Raw genomic sequence first — 22,625 nt, forward strand, 5'->3', positions numbered from 1 at the left:
TTTTATAGAAATAAACTACCTCGGGGCAAGCCCACGAGGTATTAAAATAACCTGAGTTGTCCTGTATAAATTTTTGTGTATTGTTTTTCTTTACCTTGGTTTTCAATATACTTCTGAATAACCTCTTTATTTCCATATTGTCCTACAGTATTAGCATAAAATCCACTTGTCCATATATTTCCTCCCCAAAGAACTTGTTTTATTTCAGGATGAAGTCGAAATAGCTCCCTACCTGTTATACTTTTTACCGTTCGAACAATTTGACTCAATGACAAAGAAGGAACACTTTGTATCAGAAAATGCACATGATCTGATTCATAACCAATTTCTATAAATTCAATCTCATAACGCTCTGAAATTTCTTTGCATATGAACTTTAAAGTTTCTCCAGAAACTTCATTTAGAACCTTTCTTCTATATTTCATAGGAAAAACCAAATGATACACAAGCAAAGTTTTATTATGGCTCTTGAAAATATGCTCATCTTCCATGAATCAAATCTACAGTTTTACAACCTATTTTGAAAAACCATCCGTTTTTCAAACTTTTCCTCATTTCACCCCGAGGCAAGCCTCGGGGAATTCTTTAGATTAAATTACTTAACTGTTATTCGCTCAACTGTTTCAAGATCGTTTTTCCGTTTTCGTTATCGGGATTCAGCTTTACTGATTTTTCGTACATTTTACGGGCTTCATTTTTATTTCCCATTTTTAATAATACTTCTCCGTAGCTGTCATAAGCGTTTGAGCTTTCAGGATATAAATAAACGTACAATTTAAAAATCTCATACGCATCATTAAGTTGATTAGGTCGGGACATCAATCGGTAAGCCCAATCATTAAGTTCAGATTCTCCGGGATTGAAGTCAGGATTATTTTTCTTTTCAGAATTTACGACATCAATCGCTTTGTTGAAACCTTGTTTTTTAAGATTGGTTCTAAGATAGGTTATAGGATCATATTTAACAATATCAGGATTATAAACCCCTGCAAGTTCTTCCAGAAAGTCTTCGGGAGTACTTCCCATCAAATTTGTGAAGACGATTACAGCCAAATTATCATCAGGATAAACTAAAAACGCAGATCTCCCACCACCCGACATACCCAAAGCTTTATGCTTTGCTCGGAATTTTGTTATTCCCCATCCTAATGCCCAAGATGTTGGATTTCCGTCGTTCATTTTGATGGGCGACCACATTTTCGTCAAGGTTCCTTTACTTTTAAACAATTCTTGTTTTTGTAAAGAAATGATCCATTTTGCCATATCTTCGGCAGTTGTATTGAGGCCGGATCCTGTTCTGCTGTAATCAGGAAATACATGATAATCGTTGATCAGTTTTTCTTTATTCAATTTTTTTCCATCGATAAAACTTCTGTATCCGTAAGTTGGCGCAAAATGAGGAATAAGGTCTCTTGAGTCCCCAAATACTGTATTTTTCATCCCAACAGTTTGAAATTGTTTGGTTTTAAAAAACAGATCAAAAGGTTGTCCGCTTACTTTCTCAATTATTTTTCCTAATAAATAATAATTGGTTTGATTGTATCTGAATTGTTCTCCGGTCTTAAAATCCATTGGAAGCGCTTTAAGTTCTTCCCAAATTTGTTTTTCCGGCTTCAACGCTGCTCCGGTAAGAGGATCAAACAATCTTACGATATCAGGAAAACCTGAAATATGCGTCATCATCTGCTCAACCGTCACGGCTTGCCATTTTTCAGGAAGATCAGTCAAATACTTTGATATTGGAGCAGATAATTCTATTTTCCCCTCTTCCACCAATTGCATTACAGCAACGCCCGTAAAAACTTTAGTACATGAATTAATTGGAAAAATGGTTGCATCAGTAACAGGAATATTATTCTGAATACTTGCCATTCCGTATGATTTTTTCAAAATAATTTTACCGTTTTGAACCACTGCAATCTGTAATCCCGGAATCTTCCGCTCACTCATTTCTCTTTTAATGATAGCATCAATATCTGATTCTTTTTGAGCCGATAAATAGGAAGAAAACACAGAGAAGATCAATAGAAAACAAAATTTCATAGTTAGTTTTAATTATAAGACAACTTTGAAAACGATTCTATTACATTCATTATTAATATAATTTTGATTCTCTATATTATTAAACTTTTTATTTTAACCACAAAAGGCACAAAAGATCAACACATTAGTATTTTAAGTTTATCAATAAACCGTAAATAAGAACACATTAGTTTTAAAAATCTTTGATTTTTTTCTTTTGAAAACTTTGTTTTCTAATAATACAAAAATTAGATATCCAAATAGCTTTTGTCTCTTTTGTGGTTAAAATAAAAATAATTATTTCGAATCTATATAATTTTTTAGATCAGATATACTTTTAATATTCAATTCTTTAGATTGTTTCCTGCGCATCATTAATGCATAAGAATTATTAAAACCAAGAGGTATCAACCACTGAATTCCATATTGTTTTTGAAATTCTGAATTGACATAATTATAAGTTTCATCAGGACTTTGACTTACCTTTTTAATCGTTTGTTCGGTTGGTTTTAATAATACTAAAAGTCCGGTTCCTGTATATTCAGGGTAAAAATCGATGGCGTCGTTCATCAAAGCATCAAAACAGATTTTAGTTCCTCCCAACCCTGTTTTTGTTTCTACTTTATAATTGGTATTGCCTTCAATCAGCATTTTATACATTTCCGTGAGAATATATTGCTCACCGAAAATCTTTGAGCCAATTCGTACTGTTCCCGAATTTCCCTTCCTCGAATTTTTATATAAATTATTTTTAATTAAAAAGTCTTTCGCAATTTTTTCTGGTGTTTGATGAAGATAATCCGATTTATAATTTAAATCTGTCATAATTGAATCATTAAATTTACCCGACAATAAATTCAATGTTTTTTCTAATTCAGGGAATTTTTCTAATGTTTTGGTTTTAATAATCGGCGCAGCGAAATAGGGCGGAAATATTTTTTTATCATCATTCAAAACATATAAATCAAAAGCTTTGATTCTACCATCTGTAGAATATCCACTGATAAGATCCAATTCCTTTTCATAAGCTGCTTTGTACATGATCGCATCGCTTACTACAACAGGATTTACATTCAATCCATACACAGAACGCAGACCGAGATCGCCGTCTTGTCTTCCCATAAATTCGGGCGTAAAACCAGCTTTTAGTTTATTTTCTGAAACAGAAGTAAGAAGATAAATAGCTCCGAAAATAATCAAAATCGCAGGAACAATATATTTTAGTTTATGAAATAATCGATACCCTGATTTCTGCAAAACAGCAATCGCCTGATCCAACAAAATAGCCAATAACGCTGCCGGAATTGCGCCTGCCAAAATCATGTTGGTGTTATTTAATGAAATTCCGCCAAAAATAAATTCACCTAATCCGCCTGCGGCAACAAATGAAGCCAAAGTCGCGACTCCAACATTAATGACGGCTGCCGTTCTTATTCCTGCAATGATAACGGGCATCGCCAAAGGAATTTCAACTTTAAAAAGAAGCTGGGTTTTATTCATTCCCATTGCTTTTGCGGCTTCAATAACGGTCGGATTTACTTCTGTAATTCCTGTATACGTATTTCGAATGATCGGTAAAAGAGCGTAAATTAATAAGGCTGCGATGGCAGGTGTAGCACCAATTCCAAAAGCAGGAATCATAAAACCTAATAAAGCAATACTCGGAATCGTCTGCAAAATCCCAGCAATGCCAAGAACAGAACTGGAAAGTTTTCTTTTTCGGGCAATCAATATTCCTAAAGGTACGCCAACTACGATCGCTAAAAGCAATGACAAAAAAGTAAGCCCAAGATGTTGTGTAATCTGGGTTAATAATTTTTCGTGCTGTTCAATAATAAACTGCCAAAGACTTTGCTGCGTCATACGATCTGTAATTTTCTGTATTCATTAAATGCTTTGATCAACATTTCGTACTGCATTGTATCTTTATGATCTGAACTTAATTTTTGTAAAGCATCCCAAACACTTGTATTTTCACTAAAATTAAATTCATCAAATAATTTTTCTGAATTAAAATCATTAACATCCTTTAAAGTCGCCACTTTATATTCCAATAATAATCTGTTTTCGGCAAAAAAATCCGTGACAAAATCATTTTTAGACTTGTAAAGCATTTCTTTTGGCGTTCCAATCTGAATAATCTTTCCTTTATCCATTAAACATACTCGATCTCCCAATTCAAAAGCTTCCTGTACATCGTGTGTGACTAAAATAATGGTTTTATTTTTAAGCTCTTCCAACGATTTAAATTCCGAATGAATATCCGCTTTCGTGATATTATCCAATGCTCCGAAAGGTTCATCCATCAACAAAATCGGTGAGTTGGCGATCAACGCTCGGGCGATTCCTACTCTTTGCTGTTGACCACCACTTAGTTCGTTCGGAAAACGTGAAAGAATGTCTTCGGAAAGATGAAGTTTATTCAACAATTCTTCGGTTCTGTTTTCTGTCTTTTTTTTATCCCATTTTAATAACTCGGGAACGACAGCAATGTTTTGTTTTATCGTATAATGAGGAAATAATCCGGAATGTTGCATGACAAAACCGATCCCCATTCTCAACTCTTCTACTTTTTGATCGCGGATATTTTTACCATCAATCAAAATATTTCCGGAATCTGATTCTATGAGACGATTGATCATTTTTAGCGTTGTCGTTTTGCCACAACCGCTGGTTCCGAGAAGCACCAAAACTTCTTTATCATTGACTTGAAAAGAAATATTATCAACTGCGGGTTTTCCGTTAAAATTCTTTGAAACTGATTCTACTGTAATCATTGGCAAAAATTATTGGGCAAGTCTGATTCCTGTGAATTGCCATTGTAAACCTGTCTGGAAAAAATTACGGTATGTATTTCGGCTGTGCCCGAGAGGTGTTGCTTCGGAAGCACCTCGCAAAACCATTTGATTCACCATAAATTTCCCGTTGTATTCGCCAACTGCACCTGCTTCTTTTTTAAAATCAGGATAAGGTAAATAAGCGGAATTCGTCCATTCCCAACGGCTTCCCCAATTGAAATGATTGGAAGCAACTTCCCATTCTGCTTCAGTTGGCAAACGCATTCCTTTCCATGATGCAAAGGCAGAAGCTTCAAAGAAATTGATGTGACAAACCGCTTCGTTAAGATCTAATTCCCGCAAACCGTTTAAAGTATAATGCATCCATTTATCATCAATAAAATGCCAATACAATGGTGATTTTGCATGATTTTGTTTCACCCAATCCCAACCTTCAGCGTGCCAATGTTTAAAATCGGAATATCCCCCTGCTTCTATAAATTGTAAATATTCTTGATTGGTAACTAGCTGATTACTAATTTCAAAATCATTCAGAAAAACTTTGTGTCGCCCTAATTCATTATCAAAACAGAAACCTTCTCCTTTAAAGCCAATTTCATAAATACCTTCTGAAAAACTGAGCATTTCTACATGTTCTGAATGTTCTTTTTTAACAGTACTTTCTTTCTTATAAGCTGGAAAAAGTGGATTGTGACCTAAAATATATTTAATATCTGTAATTAATAATTCCTGATGCTGTTGTTCATGATTAAGCCCAAGTTCCAACAAAGGCTCAACAGCTTCCGTCATAAATGCACTTTGAAGAAAAGCTTCCATATGTTCATCCACATATTTTCGATACTTATAAATATCAGAAACAGACGGACGGCTCAAATTTCCACGATCGGTACGAATCACCCTCGCTCCTATCGTTTCATAATAACTGTTGAAAACAAAATTATATTGAGCATCAAAAACTTTATAATCCGGAAAATTGGGTTGCAAAATAAACGTTTCGAAAAACCAAGTCGTGTGACCGAGATGCCATTTAGGCGGACTAACGTCTACAATTGGCTGTACGACGTAATCTTCGATTTCCAAAGGTGCGCATATTTCCTCAGAATGCTTGCGAATATCTGTATATTTTTTTACTAAATCTGTTGTGATGGTGTTTGGTGTCATGTTTTTAGCTTTTGATTCGTTATTTTACTTGCCAGACGGTATCTACAAACCATTTTTTGGAATCTTTAATTTCTCCGATTATTTTAAAACCAGATTTTTCACTTAATTCCTGTATTTTTTCGGGTGAAAATTTTTGTGAAATTTCCATGTCAATGAGTTCGTTTTCTTTAAATGAAATTAAGTCATTTCCGATAGTGACATTTTGGTCTTTTAAGCTTACCAAATAACTTTTACAAGCTCCACTTACCGGATCGTAGGTTTGATAATGCTGAAATTCTTTCAAATCAAAATCTGCATCAAGCTCTGTATTGATTCGAGTTAAAAGATTGAGGTTAAACGCTGCGGTAATGCCTTCTTTATCGTTATAAGCGTTTAAAATAATGTGCGGATTTTTCTTTAGATCAAAACCTATTAAAACCACATCATCTGAAGCTAAGTTTTGGTTTAAATCTTTACAGAAATTTTCAGTTTCTTCAAGGCTCATATTTCCGATATTGCTTCCTAAAAATAAAATAACTTTTCTTCGGGAAGATAAAGAAGCCGCTTTTTGAAGCATTTCAAAATACTCTCCTTCCAATGGAATAATCTTTAAAGTCGGAATTTCCTGGCTCAGTTTTTTATTTAATATCGAAAGAATATTTCCTGAAATATCAATCGGCATATAACTAAAATCGGTTCCTTTTTCTACAAGATATTTAAGTAAAAAAGTAGATTTCATGGCGTCGCCTGCTCCCAGTTCTATCAAATCAAACGGTTCATTGTCAGGAGTAATTAAATTGGCAAGATCTGCCGTTTTATTTTTGAATATATCCAGCTCCGATTTTGTGAGATAATATTCCGGCATTGTCATAATTTTCTGAAAAAGATGATCTCCTTTTTTATTGTAAAAATATTTTGAAGATAACTTTTTAGGGTTGCCGTGTAAGCCCTCTAACACATCAGACCGAAAACCATCAATATGATCATTTTTTACCTGAGAATCTGGATGTAACCTTAAGTTCATGTTTTCTATTTTGTGTGGTTTTAGGTAACTACAACTATCTTGCCGTCCACATCACTCCTAATAAAATTTACACTCCTCTACAATATTACCAGATTAAATATAAGCTTAATTTATTGAAAAACAGCGGTTATTTTAGATCATATTGTTCGACATAACATAAGATTTTCAGCCAATTATTCACTTTAAAAAACTTTTTAATCATTTTTATTAATTGAATTTTAATTAATAAATAACTATTCTGCATTGATCTTTTACTTTAAAATTTGAAATTATAACCTTTTGACTTATAAAAGATAGCAATTCTGTATAGATTTTTGCAATTTATTAACTCTTACTTATTGATAGATTATATTTATGTAACATAAAAAAACAAATCTCTATTTAATGAAATATTTTATTATTTTATTTATATATTTGTTCAACATTACACAATTATAAACGATTATAATTATGTAATTACACTGATTGTATCCGCTTTTTTTTGAGAATAAAAATATAAATAACTGATTTTAACAGTATTTAGATAATTTCAAGTTCTTATTTAAGAATTAATATTAAATTATCTATTTCATTAAAAATAAAACAGGAGTTGAGCTTTTTATTCTGTCGTAAAAGACAAACGTTTTTTATACTCAACGTATAAGCGTCTTGTCATAAAACATATTGTTAACATTCAATAAACATCAACGAAATGAAAAATTTTGGATTAACCTTTTTTATAAGACCTGAAAACAATCTCATATGCAATAACCTCCTGTTTAATAGCAATTTTAACATTCTTTGCATTAAAATATCACTGTTAAATTAACATAATATTTAAAAATATAATAATCAGACACTTTACTTTAGCACAGCAAAAATTGTTTTTAAAGACCGGAATTTTTAACGTTTTGCTATGTAAAATCTGCTATCATTTCAATATATCAACACAATGAAAAACTTAACCATTTTTGGACTAACGCCTTTTGAAAAACCGGATGCCAACCTAATGCTTGCAATGCAACAGGCTGGCGCATTTCCCATCCTAAGCTTAGGGCATCAATTAACGACCGCACAACAAGCACTAAATCAGCTTGAACAGGCAGATATACCTTCTTATGGTATTTGCTTTTCTAATGATAAACTTACCTCACTTCAACTTTCAGAGAAGGTGACATTTGCAATTCTTCCGTTTGGATCTAGGTTTAATTCCAACTCAGAAGTATCAATTATTTATCAGGTAACCAGTTTACAGGAAGCCAAAAAAGCGGAACAATCAGGAGCAAAAGGAATTATCATAAAAGGAAATGAAGCAGGCGGACTTGTCGGCTACGAATCAACTTTTATATTATTTCAACGCATCATTAAAGAAATCAAAAACATTCCTGTTTGGGTACAAGGAGGAATCGGACTTCATACTGCGGCAGCGGTAAAAGCGTTGGGAGCAACCGGTATTGTACTGGATAGTCAACTTGCTTTATTCCCGGAAAGTTCCGTTCCAAAAGACATCAAAGATCTCTGTTCAAAACTTAATGGAACAGAAACTAAAATCATAGCCAATCATCGTGTATTGGTGAGACCTAATTCTCCTGCATTACCCGAAAATATAACCGCTGAAGATCTTAGAAAACACTTTACAGATCTTAATATCACCAAGAGTTATATCCCTATGGGACAAGATATTTCCTTGGCAACAGACCTTTATGAAGACTTTAAAAATCTAAAGAAAATGGTTTTTGGATTTAAAGAAGCAATGTATGGTCATCTGAAGCAGGCAAAAGTTCTTCAGGTTATCAATCAGGATAATATTTTAGCTAAAGATTTAGGTTTAAAATATCCAATTGCCCAAGGGCCAATGACACGTGTGAGCGATGTTCCGTCATTTGCCAATGCCGTTGCAGAAGCAGGAGCTTTACCTTTTGTTGCTTTATCTTTATTAAAAGGTCAACAGGCAAAAGCCTTGGTAATGGATACTAAAAAATTAGCAGGCGAAAAAACATGGGGTGTGGGAATTTTAGGATTTGCCCCTCAGGAATTAAGAGAAGAACAAACATCTTATATATTAGAAGCTAAACCTCCCGTTGTATTAATTGCCGGAGGAAGGCCAGCCCAAGCAAAAATATTTGAAAAAGCAGGAATAAAAACATTTTTACATGTTCCTTCTCCCGCTTTATTAGATATTTTCTTGAAAGAAGGCGCGACCAACTTTATCTTCGAAGGACGTGAATGTGGTGGCCATGTGGGCCCACTTTCAAGCACAGTTCTTTGGGAAAAACAAATCGAACGTATTTTAAAAGAAGAACATCCTGAAAATATCAGCGTATTTTTTGCAGGAGGAATTCATAACGATTTTTCTACAGCTTTCGTTTCGATAATGGCTGCTCCATTAGCAGCAAGAGGTGTAAAAGTTGGCGTATTAATAGGAACAGCTTATCTATATACCCAAGAGGCAGTTACTTGTGGAGCCATTCAGGAAGAATTCCAGGTACAAGCTTTACAGGCAGAAGAAACCGTTTTATTAGAAACCGCTCCGGGACACGAAACCAGATGTTTAGACACTGCATTTGCTCAACATTTTAATAATGAAAAAGCAAAACTGATCGCAGCCGGAACAGATAAAAAAGAGGTTTGGGAAAAACTCGAAAAATTAAACGTAGGTCGTTTAAGAATTGCAGCAAAAGGTGTAGAACGTCAAGGCGATCAATTGGTTACCATTCCTAAAGAAGAGCAACTGGATTTAGGCATGTACATGATCGGACAGGTTGCTACCATGCATGAAAAAGTTATCACTCTTGATGAACTTCATCAAAATGTGAGCATAGACAATCATCAATATATTCAAAATGCAGCATTACCGGAAGAGCCGACATCCAATGAAAAAGCATTGGATATCGCTATTGTAGGCATGGAATGTATTTTCCCTGATGCAAAAAATTTAGAAGAATATTGGCGCAATATTATTTTAGGAAAAGACAGTGTAACAGAAGTTCCGGACGAAAGATGGAATAAAGAACTGTATTATCACCCGGACTCAAATGAATCAGATGTATCTCACTCAAAATGGGGCGGATTTATTCCTAAAATTGATTTCGATCCTTTAGAATTTGGAATTCCACCACAGTCTCTTGCTGCCATTGAACCTACGCAATTGCTAACCTTATTGGTTGCCAAACGTGCGATGGAAAATGCAGGCTATGGTGACAAACATACAAACAGAGAAAACATTTCTGTAATTATTGGTGCTGAAGGTGGAAATGACCTTGCCAACAGCTACAGTTTCAGAGGATTTTATAAACAGGTTTTCGGGGAGCTTCATCAAGAAGTTAAAGAAGCATTTCCGCATACAACAGAAGATTCATTCCCCGGTATTTTAGCGAATGTTATCGCAGGAAGAATTACCAATCGTCTGGATCTTGGGGGAAGAAACTTTACCGTAGATGCCGCATGCGCTTCTTCTCTGGCAGCTCTTGAATTGGCATGTCAGGAATTGATCTTAAATAAATCAGATATGGTTCTTGCGGGCGGAGCCGATTTACATAACGGAATCAATGATTACCTCATGTTCTCCAGCACCCATGCCCTTTCCAGAAAAGGAAGATGTGCCACCTTCGACAGTGATGCAGACGGAATTGCCCTTGGTGAGGGCGTTGCCATTATTGTTTTAAAACGATATGATGATGCGGTACGCGATGGTGACCGTATTTACTCTGTGATTAAAGGAGTTGGAGGATCCAGTGATGGTAAAGCTTTAGGTCTTACTGCTCCGAGAAAAATCGGTCAGGTAAGAGCATTGGAGCGCGCATACGCCCAAGCTGGTATCAGTCCTGCATCCGTTGGATTGGTCGAAGCACATGGTACAGGAACTGTTGTTGGAGATAAAACTGAATTAAGTGCCCTTACCAATTTATTCAGTCGTTCAGGTGCATTGCCCGGACAGACTCATTTAGGTTCTGTAAAAACACAAATCGGACATACAAAGTGTGCGGCGGGATTAGCAGGATTAATTAAAGCTTCTTTAGCAGTTTATCACGGAGTAAAACCTCCTACTCTTCATTTACAGCATCCTAATGCTTATTATAACGCTCAAACCAGTCCATTTGCTTTTTATGCAGAAAGTGGATTATGGAGCGAGAAAAACCGTTATGCAGGAATCAGTGCTTTTGGATTTGGGGGAACTAATTTCCATGCTGTCATTGCCAATCATCCTAAACAAGACGATTCTGCGGTATTGCAATCTTGGCCTTCGGAATTATTTGTATTCCGTGGAGAGACTTATGATGAGGCTAAAATTCAATTAAATCAAATTAAATCTTTACTTGAAGTAAACGATACTATTTCATTAAAGAATATTGCTTACAGTTTAGCCGTTAGTTCAGAAAAACAAGTTCAGTTAAGCATTGTTGCAGACACCACCGAACATTTGATGATGAACATCGAACTGGCACTTTCCGGAATTGAAAGCAAAGACACTTTCACTATTAATAAAAGAGACGGTAAAGTAGCATTTTTATTCCCTGGACAAGGTAGCCAGAGAATCAATATGGCTCGTGATCTTTTCGTTGCTTTCCCCGAAATGCGAAAATTAATCAATTCATATCCTGAATTGGAAAAAGTAGTTTTCCCTTCAACCACTTTTAACGAAGCAACATTAAAACAGCAAAAAGAAACCATTAAAGATACCCGATTAGCACAACCTCTTTTAGGAATTGTTGATCTTGCTTTAGCTAAACTCCTACAATCTATTGGGATTGTTCCGGATATGTTGGCGGGTCACAGTTATGGAGAATTACCTGCTTTATGTTTTGCAGGCGTTTTCGAAGAAGAAAAATTGGTTGATTTAAGTATCAAGAGAGCGCAATCTATTTTAGATTCTGTAGAAGGCGGTGATCCCGGAACAATGATCGCAGTAAGCTCAACAAGAGAAAATCTACAACCTATTTTAGATACCGTTGAAGGTTGCTATCCTGTAAATTACAATGCGCCAACGCAATGTGTGGTAGCAGGAAGTACAGAAGCCATTAACAAATTAATGGAAATCCTTAAACAGGAACGTATTTCTGCTAAAAAGCTGGAAGTTGCATGTGCTTTCCACAGTCCGTTATTAGCTAAATCTAAACGTTTATACGAAACTGTTTTACAAGGTGTTTCTTTTGAAGAAATGCAGATTCCGGTTTGGTCGAATACAACAGCCACAACTTATCCGACAGCAGTTTCAGAAATAAAAGAAAGACTAACCAACCACTTAGTACAGCCTGTAAGATTTGTAGAAGAACTTCAGGCAATGTACGAAGACGGCGCAAGAATATTTATCGAAGTGGGCCCTGGAAAAGTATTGGCAGGATTAACCAAATCTTGTTTAGATAAAGAACATGTAACGTTATCTGTAGAAGACAGTAATGGGAATAAATTGACTTATCTGCTTTCTATGCTGGCTCAATATTTAGGAACAGGTCGTAATTTTAATATTGCTAAACTTTTTGAAGGTCGTAATGTTCAGGTAATTCAAATCGATCAACCTGAATTATACAAGAAAAGCCCTGCCATCTGGCGTGTGAACGGACAGGCAGCTCACCCAACAACAGGTACATTGCCTGCCAATGGTGCATTACCAATCATAACTCCAATTCAAATGAACAACTTTACAAATAACCAAGCTCCTGTGATTGAAACTCAATCTAATACTGAACGTATGTTGCAGGAATATTTAAACAGCATGCAACTTATGATACAGGCTCAACGTGATGTGATGCTAACGTTCTTGGGACAAAATCCTCAAGTAAGCCCTTCTCCTGTTTATGTTTCACAAGTTCCGGCTCATTCAAACAGCCATGCACCAATCATCTCTGCTCCTTTAAATGACGGTGTTGAAAAAACGATTATTATTCCGGTAAAACAAGCTCCGACAAAGGATATTAAAACGTTATTGCTTCAGGTTGTAAGTGATAAAACAGGATATCCTCACGAAATGTTGGGCATGGAAATGGACTTGGAAGCTGATTTAAGTATTGATTCAATTAAAAGAGTTGAAATCATTGGTACACTGAAATCTGAACTTGGTTCTTTCTCCTCAAATAGTACAAATGAAGATACCATCATGGAGCAATTGGCTTCGATAAAAACCTTAAACGGTTTGGTTTCTTGGTTAACAGAATATTCAGGAGCATCAAACACTTCAGAAAAAGTTACACCTGTAGAAACAACAGCTTCAACGGCTCAAAATAAATCTGCATTCTCTCTTGAAGAACTTCAGACAGCAATTCTGGATATAGTAAGCGAAAAAACAGGATATCCAAAAGAAATGTTAGGTCTAGACCTTGATTTGGAAGCAGATTTAAGCATCGACTCCATCAAACGTATGGAAATCATTGGTGAGCTTAAAACCAAAATAGGTTTCGGTGAAGATTTAGAACAGGCGGATGATTTAATGGAAAAATTAGCTGCCATCAAAACATTGAGCGGATTAGCTTCTTGGATCAATGAAATGAGCGGAAATAACACTCCAGAACCTATTCAGAATTTACTATCCCGTCTTCGATTTGATTTAACGCCAACGGATGTTTCTTTAATCGAAAATAATGAAATCCTGCAAGGAAAACGTTTTGCAATCACTCAAGACAACAGCAACCAAAATTTGGCTATCAAAAATGCCCTTGAAAAGCATGGAGCAATCGCTGAATTGGTGGATACAGACAAAGATCTTACGAATTTCGACGGATTAATTATTCTTGACTTATTCTCATCTGCCGTAAAGCAAAATATTATTGATCATGTTGATTTAATTAAAAGATTAGACCTTGATAAGACTCAATGGATTTATCTGATTTCAGATATTCCGGCACATGTTCAGGAACTTACAGACACGACTCTTTTACGTCATTATAAAGGATATCCGGGTTTTTTCAAAAGCTTAGCTAGAGAATTTGAAAACACGAATTGTAGATTAATCAGCTTAAACTCTCCTCAACAGGTAGATCAAATTGCTGATATCATTTTAAAAGAAATATTAACAACCGACAAACCCTCTGAAGTTATTTATAAAAATGATCAAAGACATAAAATAAACATCATCCCATCGCCTTTGGCAACAGGATTGAGTGAAGCACACATCCAATTAGATAAAGATTCAGTTGTTTTAGTTCTTGGAGGCGCACAGGGAATTACTTCCGAACTCGCAAAACACATGTCACAGGCTTATCCGTGTACTTATATTTTGGTGGGAAGATCAGAAGATCCAAGAAATCAGGCAACGAATAAAGAATTAGAAGCATTTAAATCGAAGGAAGAAATAAGAGCATATCTTATTAAATCCGGAACATTCACTTCGCCTTCTGAAATCGAAAAAGAAACAATAAAAGTTTTCAAAAACAATCAGATTCTACGTACCATCCGCGATATGGAACAAATGGGAAATACGATTGTTTACCAATCATTAGACCTTTGTGATGAAGACAGATTATCTGAATTAATCAATTCGATTTACGAAAAATACAACCGTTTAGACGGGGTAATTCATGGGGCTGGTCTTTTGGAAGATAAATTATTCAAACAAAAAACAACAAGTTCTTTCGGACGTGTGTTTGATACCAAAGTAAAACCACTTCGTGTATTAGCAGAAAAACTGCGCACAGATTGTCAGTTTGTAGTGTTATTCTCAAGCATTGCGTCCGTTTACGGGAACAAAGGTCAGACCGATTACGCTGCCGCTAACTCTGTATTGGATGATTACGCAAATGCTTTAAATAAGAAATTAAAAGGAAAAGTAATTTCCATCAACTGGGGTCCTTGGAAAGGTGCCGGAATGGTTTCATCGACACTGGAAACAGAATATGAACGCCGAGGTATTTCTTTAATTCCATTGGAACAAGGAAAGGAAATTTTTCTGAATGAAATAAAATACGGAACTGAAAGTCAGGTATTGATCATGTCCGGAAATAATTGGTAAACCTCTGTATAAGATACGTATGAAAAAAACAGATGTTGCTGTCATTGGTCTATCTTGTGTCTTTCCGGGGGCACAGGATGCCAACACTTTTTGGCAGAATATTGTCAATAAAGTAGACTCTACTCAATTAGCTCCAGCCGACCGAATTGATCCTGTTCATTTTAGCGATACCACCAATCCGGTTGACCGTTTTTATTGTCAGCGTGGTGGGTTTATCTCTGATTATGAATTTGATCCAACTGCTTTTGGAATTTTACCATTAGCCGTTGAAGGGACTGAACCCGATCATTTATTAACGCTTGATCTGGTTCAAAAAGCCTTGGACGATGCAGGAATTTTTCAAAAAGAAATTTCGCTTGAAAAAACAGGAATTATCATTGGGAAAGGAAATTATACGGGACCTGGCGCTACCCGTGCCATTGAAATCGTAAGAACAGGGGAACAAATTTCTTCGTTGTTAAAAGAATTACTACCCGAAGTTTCTTCTGCTGATATTGAAAAAGTAAAACACGCTTTTCAGGAAAAAAAAGGACGTTTTGCCGCTGATACCGCGATGGGATTAATTCCCAATTTGGTAGCCTCTTTAGTGGCTAACCGATTTAATTTAGGCGGGGTTGCATTTACCGTAGATGCCGCTTGTGCAAGTGCTTTAATTGCAGTAGACCACGCGGTACAGGAACTTCAACGAGGAAGATCTGACATTATGATTGCAGGAGGTGTACACACTGGACAAAATGCTGCTTTCTGGAGTATTTTTGCTCAGTTGGGCGCCATGTCCCGTCAACAAAAAATTAAACCTTTCAGCAATGATGCCGATGGTTTGTTGATTGGTGAAGGCTGTGGTTTTGTGGTGTTGAAAAGATTGGAAGATGCCGTTCGAGATCAGGATAAAATTTACGCAGTCATTAAAGGCGTTGGCGTAAGCAGCGATGGTAACGGAACCAGCGTGATGAGTCCTGCGGTAAAAGGTCAATTGAAAGCCCTAAAACAAGCTTGGAGCAATGCAGATCTAGATGAAAAACAAATCGGTTACCTGGAAGCTCACGGCACAGGAACTCCACTTGGTGATAAAACTGAACTTCAGACGTTGGCTCAGTTTTTCGGAAAAGAAGAAGGTGCTAAAATTGCCGGAATCGGTTCTGTAAAATCAAACATCGGTCACGCTATGCCAGCCGCAGGAATTGCTGGTTTAATAAAAACTTGTCTGGCTCTACATCACGATACTTTGCCACCAACATTATACTGTGAAAATCCGACTTCGGATATGCAGAAAACTCGATTTGAACCCGTTCAGGAAGCAAAAAACTGGACAAAAACAGGCTTACCTAAAGTAGCAGCGGTCAATGCTTTCGGTTTTGGAGGTATCAATGCACATGTAGTTTTAGAAGGTTATGATATGCCGAAAAAAGATAAAGTTCTCATCTTAGCCCGACCAACCCATGAAGCATTATTATCTGCTTTGCAAAATAACGAAAGCACATTAGGCGAAGGAGATTATCGTATTGCGCTATTTGATCCAAACCCTGCAAGAATAGAAAAAGCCATTAAAATTGTCGCCAAAAATAACCCTTGGCGCAACAAACAGGATATTTGGTACACCAACACTCCTCTATTGCAAAATGGAGAAAAAGTAGCCTTTGTTTTCCCCGGATTAGACGGATTAGCAAAAGGTGAAATTGACAGTGTAAGCCGTTATTTCAACTTAACAGCTCCTATTGAAACAGAAGGTGAAGGGTTGTTGAATGATGCCTTAAATATTTTCAATAAGTGCAGCATTCTAGACAATTCATTAAAAAAACTAGGCATTGTTCCAGATATGAATGCCGGACACAGCTTAGGAGAATGGTTGGCAGGTTATTCTTCCGAATTAGCGGAAGTAAATTCTGTGAAAGCTTTAATTGATGTTTTAAATCCTGAAACCTTTGAATTAAAGGATTCCAGATTCATCGCCATCGGAGCCGGAATTGAAACCATAAAACCTATTATTGAAAACATTCCGAACGTATATATTTCCAATGACAATTGCCCCAATCAGGTAATTCTTTGCGGAAGCAATGCAGCATTGGATGAATTGGTTCCTGTATTAAAATCAAAACAGATATTTCATCAGATATTGCCGTTCCAATCTGGTTTTCACTCGCCTTTTATCGCTGATAAACTGGATGTGATTTTAGCAGGAATGGAAAAAGCACAATTTCAGAAAACAAAAATTCCATTATGGTCGGCAACGACTTTGGAACCTTATCCATCAGATCAGGAAGCCATCAGAAAACTGAGTGCAGAACACCTTGTACAACCCGTTCGTTTCCGTGAACTTACCGATAAATTGTACGAAGAAGATGCAAGATTCTTCATCCAAATCGGAACAGGCGGATTGATTGGGTTCATTGATGACACGTTGAAAGGAAAAGCATTCAGTACGATTGCCTCCAGCGTTCCTACCCGATCTGCGTTAGCACAATTACAACGTGTGGTAGCCGCATTATTCGTGGAGGGTAAAGTGGTTGCGCTAGACTTTTTGGATATCCATACGTTCTCCAAAAAATCATCGGGTAAAGGTATTAAACTGGAATTAGGTTCGCCCATTATCCGTGATTTTAAAGAAGCAAAAGCATTGGCTCAATCTTTTGAAACTTCAAAGCAGAATACCGTTTCTATTCCTGTGGCGAAGTCTGGACATCCTTTGGTACAGGCATTTCAGAATAACATTTCGGATATGATTCGTATGCAGGAGGAAGTGTTGACCTTATTTCAGGATCGCCCGAAAGTTTCGATTCCAAATGTGGTTTTAGCAAAAGTTCAGGCTCCGATAAGTAAGAATTTTGAAAAAACATTGTATGTTACCTTGGAAAGCCACCCTTACCTTATCGACCACAGTTTATTAAGACAACCGAAAGGCTGGCATGAAGTGGCCGATATGGAACCCGTGATTCCAATGACGATGATCTTTGAACAGTTAGCAGAAATTGCACAAGCCGAAATACAAGGATCGCAAGTTCATAAAATCATGAACGTAAGTGTGTTTCAATGGATGAACGTTGCCCAACCTTTTGAAAAAACGGTGAAAGCAGAATGGAAATCCACTAACCACGCTTATTTAGATATTGAAAATTTCGTGAATGCTGAGGTGGTATTAACCTCATCTTCTCGCCCCAATCCTACTTTTAATCTTTCAATCGGAGATTTACTACCTATCGAAAGAACACCTGAAGAAATCTACGACAAACACATGTTTCATGGAGAATGTTATCAGGGAATAACGGAAGTTTCAAAGGTCGGAACAAAAGGAATTATCGGAAAAATTAAAGGAAACGGAGGAAAAGGTTCTTTGCTGGATAATGCAGGACAATTATTCGGACTATGGTTACAACTTACCTTAACGAAAGATAGAATTGCATTTCCTGTAAAAATTAAAGACATTGAATTTTTCGGAGATTTACACGATCAGGACGGTATTTTCGAATGCACCTGCAGCCTGACTGAAATGAATGACGAATTTGCGATCGGAGATATTCTTTTAACCAAAAATAATAAAGTGTGGTGTAAAATTTCAGGTTGGCAAAACCGTCGACTGGAAATTGATGAACCTCTATGGAACGTTTCTATGTCACCTTTGCACAACCGTCTTTCGGAAGAAATTTCACCTCAGGTATTTTTCTTCCATCAGGCGTATACCAGAGTGGCATCTTGGGATTTTATCCTGAAACGTTATTTCAATCAAACTGAAAAACAACATCACCAAAAACTGTTTCCTAATAAGAGAAAAAGCTGGATGGTAAGCCGTGTAGCCGTGAAAGATGCGGTACGAAATCTCCTAAAACAAGAGAAAAATCATCCTTGCTTTCCTATCACTTTTGAAGTTGCTTCTGATGAAGTTGGAAAACCTTATCTAATCAGTGAGTTTACAAAAGATATTCATATTTCTCTCGCTCACAAAGGGAAAGATGCTGTAGGAATTGCCCGCAGCGGAAAAGCAGTAGGAATCGACATGGAAATCATTGAAGAACGCAGTTCAGGATTCTACGATCTGGTCTTTACCGATAACGAATTAGCTTTATTAAAAGAGAGAGATCAGGCAGAATGGACCACCCGTTTTTGGGTAGCTAAGGAAGCCTACGGAAAGTTTTTAGGAACAGGATTAAAAGGAAATCCAAAAAAACTAGAAGTCGAAAAAATCACAGAAGATTCTTTATGGATCAACCAAACAGAAATCAAAACAATTAAACATAAAAATTATATCATAGGATGGACACTATAAACACAACACTAAAATTAAATCACGAAGAATTATTCACGCTTTTAAAAGGTTTTATCACAGAAGTTATCGGTGAAGAATTTGTAGAGGAAATGGACATCACTCCGGAAAGTTCTTTCACGAAAGATCTGGAAATGGACAGTATTGAAATTGTTTCTTTTTCAGAGAAGATCAAAGCGCATTTTGGAGATCAAATCGATTTTACAGGATGGCTGTCTTCTATGGATTTAGACCAATTGATCGACCTTGACCTAAGTATGATTATTAATTATATCTACGAATGCCAATAATTACTGTTGACAATAAGAAAGTTCACATTCAGGAACTCAACAAAGGAGCTGAACAAACTGTAGTGATGATTCACGGTATGTTCAGTAACCTTTCTATTTATTATTTTAATATTGCTCCGATTCTTGCAAAACACTTCCATGTTGTGATGTTTGATTTGAAAAGTCACGGCATGAGCGAACGTTTTACAGACGGTTATGATTTGGAAAATATGTCTTCCGATGTCTTGGCTTTAATGGATGCTTTACATATTGAAAAAGCACATCTTGTCGGCTATAGTTTTGGAGGACTTATTGCCTTGAAAACCGCTCTGAAAGCACCCAACCGCGTTGAGCAATTAGTGGTTATCGAAGCGCCCGATCCTCAGGACGAAAAAGCCAGAAATATCATTGATGAATACAGCAAAGAGTTTCTGGAGCATTATGTTGCCAATTTTACGGATACCACCAAAGTGCAAATGGGGAAAAGGCAGATGGAAAAAAACCATCGCATGTATGAGTTTTTGTTTAATCAAACCAGTATCAAAGCAGACATGATTAAGGAAAAGCATTTTCTTACTGAAGTGAATCTATCTCAACTGGAAGCCTCAACCTTATTATTGTACGGTTCAGATTCCAATTGCAGACCTACAGGAGAATCTCTGAATGCACAGATCGAACAAGCTGAATTAGAATTAATTCCCGGAGATCACAACATCCCAATTCAGGAGCCAGCACTGATTGCCGAAACTATTATCCATTTTTTATCTCAATCATTATCAACACCTTTAACACAAAACCATGGCTAAATTTGTATTTATAGTTCCACCACTGACTGGTCATGTCAACCCAACCCTAAGCATCGGCGCTACTCTTTTAGAAAGAGGACACGAGGTAGCTTGGATCAGTCTTGATAAAAATCTAAGCAGCAAACTTCCTGAAGGAGGAGAATTGCTACTCATTCAATATGATCAAACCGACGAAGAAAAAAGAGACAGTGAAAACTATCTCGATATCATTTCTAAAAAAGTAGTCTACGGAATCGACAGTATTAAATTCCTTTACGAAGATGTTTTGATTCCTTTAAACAGACATACTTATAACGGGATTATTCCATTATTAAAAGAATACCAACCCGATTTAGTGATTGGTGATCATCAGTTATTTGCGGCTTCCATTGCCGCGAAAAAACTAGGTTTACCTTACGCTACAACGGTTACCGCTCCGGCTGCCATTAAAATTATGAGCGAACTTCCTAAAGTTCATGAATGGGAAGAAAAACAAATTGTTGCTTTACAGCAGGAATTAGGGGTTGAAGAAAACCGCGCATTGGATTGCTCGGATTTATTGACGTTAGTTTTAACATCACAATATTTCTTTGGTGAAATGGATTTGGAATCCAATTTCCAGTTTACAGGCCCCGTTCTTACGGAACGCCGTGTTTCTTCCGATTTTGATTGGGAGAAATTCAACAGCAATCCAAGAAAAAAGATCCTGGTAAGCATCGGAACAACTTTCGACCACGAACATAAAAAAGCATTTTTCCAAAAGGTTGTTGATGCTTTTAAAGATGAAAACTTAACGGTTGTTGTAGTTTCAGATCCTCAACTTTTTGAGCAATGGCCAGAAAACTTTATGGTGTATCAGCAAGTTCCTCAATTAGATTTACTTCCGCATTTAGATGGCGTTGTTTCTCACGGCGGTCACAATACCGTTTCCGAAGCATTATCAAACGGTTTGCCGTTGGTAGTGATTCCGATTGCGTATGACCAGTCGCATGTTGCAGGGCGTGTTGTACGTACCGGAGCGGGTGAACGTCTGAATTTCAACCGATTTAAAGCACATCATTTAAACGAAGCCGTACAGAATATTTTAACCAATCCTGAATATAAAAAAGCTGCCGAAATCGTTCGCGAATCTTTCATCGAAGCCGGAGGAAGTGTAACAGCAGCCAATTTACTGGAAAATGCCATTTCAAATTCAATTATGGAAAAACCGAAGTCTAAATTTTTATTTGTTGTTCCTCCATTTTTTGGACATATCAGTCCTACCTTGAGCGTTGGAGCGAGTTTAATTGCCCGTGGCCATGAAGTAAAATGGTTTGGAATTACGCCTTTAGATAACAAACATATTCCTGAAGGTGGAAGTTATTTTTATCCCGAAGAAGATTTGATTCCGTATCAGGATGAAATTAAAAGAATTTTAAAAAGACAAGATGACGGACCTGCCTGTTCAGGTCCTGAGGTGATGAAATTAGCTTTGGAAGAAACCTACGTTCCTTTTGCTAAAATGATGATGCCCGGCTTGGAAACATTGACCAAAGAATGGCAACCTGACGTTATTGTGAATGATTGTATTACTTTCGGAGGAGCGCTTTTTGCTCATAAAAAAAATATTCCGTGTGTGACGACAACGCCTGTTCCACCCGATGTGATGGGCGATACCGAAAATAGTGCTCCGAAAATTTTCGAATGGCAGCAAAATTTAATCAAAGAACTTCAAAAAGAAGTCGGAATAGAGGATGAAGGTATTTTTATTCATTCGCATGAATTAAACTTGGTTTTTACGTCACAAAAATTTGCTGATTTTGAAACCGTTCCGTCACACATGCAATTTGTTGGTCCGGTTAAAGGTCGTCCGAATCCTGCACCTTTTGATTGGGATAAATTGAACGCATCAACAACACCGAAAATATTTGTTTCACTAGGAACATTATTGGTAGATATCAGAAAAGCATTCTTCGAAAAAGTAATTGCTGCGTTTGCAGATCAACCCGTAACGGTAATTGCCGCTACTCCACCTGAAATTTTTGAGGAATGGCCTTCTAACTTCATTGTGAGCAGCTTTGTACCTCAATCTGCTTTGATGCCTCATATGGATGCTGTGATTTGTCATGGCGGTTTTAACACAGTGAATGATACTTTTACCAATGGATTACCGATGCTAATCACTCCTATTGCTTATGATCATTTTCATATTGCTAAATTAATTGAAAAAGCAGGTTGCGGAATTAGTATCAGATATAAAAGATTACGTGTTGAAGCACTTCGCCAAACCGTTTTTGAACTATTGGAAAATCCAACGTACAGAAATGCAGCGAAAGAAGTTCAATCGAGTTTAATCAACGCAGGCGGAAACGACCGTGCGGTAGAATTACTGGAAAATTTTGTAGAACAATCAACTTTAGTTCCTGTGTAAG

Annotated in this window: 11 protein-coding genes; 5 read left to right on the plus strand and 6 right to left on the minus strand. The window is 36.6% G+C overall.

Translation table 11 applies throughout. The features are described 5' to 3' along the window. Positions 1-41 precede the first annotated feature (41 nt). The 6 genes from tnpA to egtD form a co-directional block, all read right to left on the minus strand. The gene (tnpA, locus tag A0O34_RS20965; protein WP_066759020.1) at positions 42-491 is read right to left on the minus strand and encodes an IS200/IS605 family transposase; all 450 of its coding nucleotides are present in this window, start codon (positions 489-491) and stop codon (positions 42-44) included. Between the two features lie 115 nt (positions 492-606). Continuing rightward, the gene (locus tag A0O34_RS20970) at positions 607-2,043 is read right to left on the minus strand and encodes a serine hydrolase (RefSeq protein ID WP_066759027.1); all 1,437 of its coding nucleotides are present in this window, start codon (positions 2,041-2,043) and stop codon (positions 607-609) included. A gap of 276 nt (positions 2,044-2,319) precedes the next feature. Beyond that, the gene (locus A0O34_RS20975) at positions 2,320-3,885 is read right to left on the minus strand and encodes an ABC transporter permease/substrate-binding protein (RefSeq protein WP_066759028.1); all 1,566 of its coding nucleotides are present in this window, start codon (positions 3,883-3,885) and stop codon (positions 2,320-2,322) included. Further along, positions 3,882-4,799 (minus strand): ABC transporter ATP-binding protein, encoded by a 918-nt coding sequence (locus A0O34_RS20980; protein ID WP_066759029.1) that lies wholly within the window; start codon positions 4,797-4,799, stop codon positions 3,882-3,884. Before A0O34_RS20980 ends, A0O34_RS20975 begins: the two co-directional genes overlap by 4 nt. A gap of 9 nt (positions 4,800-4,808) precedes the next feature. Further along, positions 4,809-5,981, minus strand: coding sequence for an ergothioneine biosynthesis protein EgtB (gene egtB, locus A0O34_RS20985; RefSeq protein WP_066759030.1), 1,173 nt, complete (start codon positions 5,979-5,981; stop codon positions 4,809-4,811). Positions 5,982-6,000: 19 nt separating this feature from the next. Further along, positions 6,001-6,984 carry an L-histidine N(alpha)-methyltransferase gene (egtD, locus tag A0O34_RS20990; protein WP_066759032.1) on the minus strand — a complete coding sequence of 328 codons (984 nt, stop codon included), beginning with the start codon at positions 6,982-6,984 and terminating at the stop codon, positions 6,001-6,003. A 931-nt stretch (positions 6,985-7,915) separates the two neighbouring features. On the opposite strand from egtD, the gene A0O34_RS20995 reads away from it, so the two are divergent. The 5 genes from A0O34_RS20995 to A0O34_RS21015 are packed head-to-tail and all read left to right on the plus strand — an operon-like array spanning position 7,916 to position 22,624. Next, positions 7,916-14,905: a type I polyketide synthase gene (locus A0O34_RS20995; RefSeq protein ID WP_066759034.1), complete on the plus strand. Its 6,990-nt coding sequence runs from the start codon at positions 7,916-7,918 to the stop codon at positions 14,903-14,905. A 19-nt stretch (positions 14,906-14,924) separates the two neighbouring features. Further along, on the plus strand, positions 14,925-19,163 hold the full coding sequence (locus A0O34_RS21000; protein WP_066759036.1) for a type I polyketide synthase: 4,239 nt from the start codon (positions 14,925-14,927) through the stop codon (positions 19,161-19,163). Then, positions 19,151-19,450: an acyl carrier protein gene (locus A0O34_RS21005; RefSeq protein WP_066759038.1), complete on the plus strand. Its 300-nt coding sequence runs from the start codon at positions 19,151-19,153 to the stop codon at positions 19,448-19,450. Before A0O34_RS21000 ends, A0O34_RS21005 begins: the two co-directional genes overlap by 13 nt. After that, the gene (locus tag A0O34_RS21010; RefSeq protein WP_066759040.1) at positions 19,441-20,235 is read left to right on the plus strand and encodes an alpha/beta fold hydrolase; all 795 of its coding nucleotides are present in this window, start codon (positions 19,441-19,443) and stop codon (positions 20,233-20,235) included. Before A0O34_RS21005 ends, A0O34_RS21010 begins: the two co-directional genes overlap by 10 nt. Then, positions 20,228-22,624 carry a glycosyltransferase gene (locus tag A0O34_RS21015; RefSeq protein WP_066759042.1) on the plus strand — a complete coding sequence of 799 codons (2,397 nt, stop codon included), beginning with the start codon at positions 20,228-20,230 and terminating at the stop codon, positions 22,622-22,624. The genes A0O34_RS21010 and A0O34_RS21015 overlap by 8 nt, the downstream gene beginning before the upstream one ends. The last annotated feature ends 1 nt before the right edge of the window (position 22,625 follow it).

The sequence above is a fragment of the Chryseobacterium glaciei genome, assembly GCF_001648155.1.
In the GTDB taxonomy this organism is placed as follows: domain Bacteria; phylum Bacteroidota; class Bacteroidia; order Flavobacteriales; family Weeksellaceae; genus Chryseobacterium; species Chryseobacterium glaciei.

Excerpts from the sequence above, each read along its gene's own strand:
- A0O34_RS21005 (WP_066759038.1), top strand. The coding sequence starts at position 19,151 with ATGGACACTATAAACACAACACTAAAATTAAATCACGAAGAATTATTC.
- egtB (WP_066759030.1), bottom strand. The coding sequence starts at position 5,981 with ATGACACCAAACACCATCACAACAGATTTAGTAAAAAAATATACAGAT.
- A0O34_RS20975 (WP_066759028.1), bottom strand. The coding sequence starts at position 3,885 with ATGACGCAGCAAAGTCTTTGGCAGTTTATTATTGAACAGCACGAAAAA.
- A0O34_RS20995 (WP_066759034.1), top strand. The coding sequence starts at position 7,916 with ATGAAAAACTTAACCATTTTTGGACTAACGCCTTTTGAAAAACCGGAT.
- A0O34_RS21000 (WP_066759036.1), top strand. The coding sequence starts at position 14,925 with ATGAAAAAAACAGATGTTGCTGTCATTGGTCTATCTTGTGTCTTTCCG.
- A0O34_RS20980 (WP_066759029.1), bottom strand. The coding sequence starts at position 4,799 with ATGATTACAGTAGAATCAGTTTCAAAGAATTTTAACGGAAAACCCGCA.
- egtD (WP_066759032.1), bottom strand. The coding sequence starts at position 6,984 with ATGAACTTAAGGTTACATCCAGATTCTCAGGTAAAAAATGATCATATT.
- tnpA (WP_066759020.1), bottom strand. The coding sequence starts at position 491 with ATGGAAGATGAGCATATTTTCAAGAGCCATAATAAAACTTTGCTTGTG.
- A0O34_RS21010 (WP_066759040.1), top strand. The coding sequence starts at position 19,441 with ATGCCAATAATTACTGTTGACAATAAGAAAGTTCACATTCAGGAACTC.
- A0O34_RS20970 (WP_066759027.1), bottom strand. The coding sequence starts at position 2,043 with ATGAAATTTTGTTTTCTATTGATCTTCTCTGTGTTTTCTTCCTATTTA.
- A0O34_RS21015 (WP_066759042.1), top strand. The coding sequence starts at position 20,228 with ATGGCTAAATTTGTATTTATAGTTCCACCACTGACTGGTCATGTCAAC.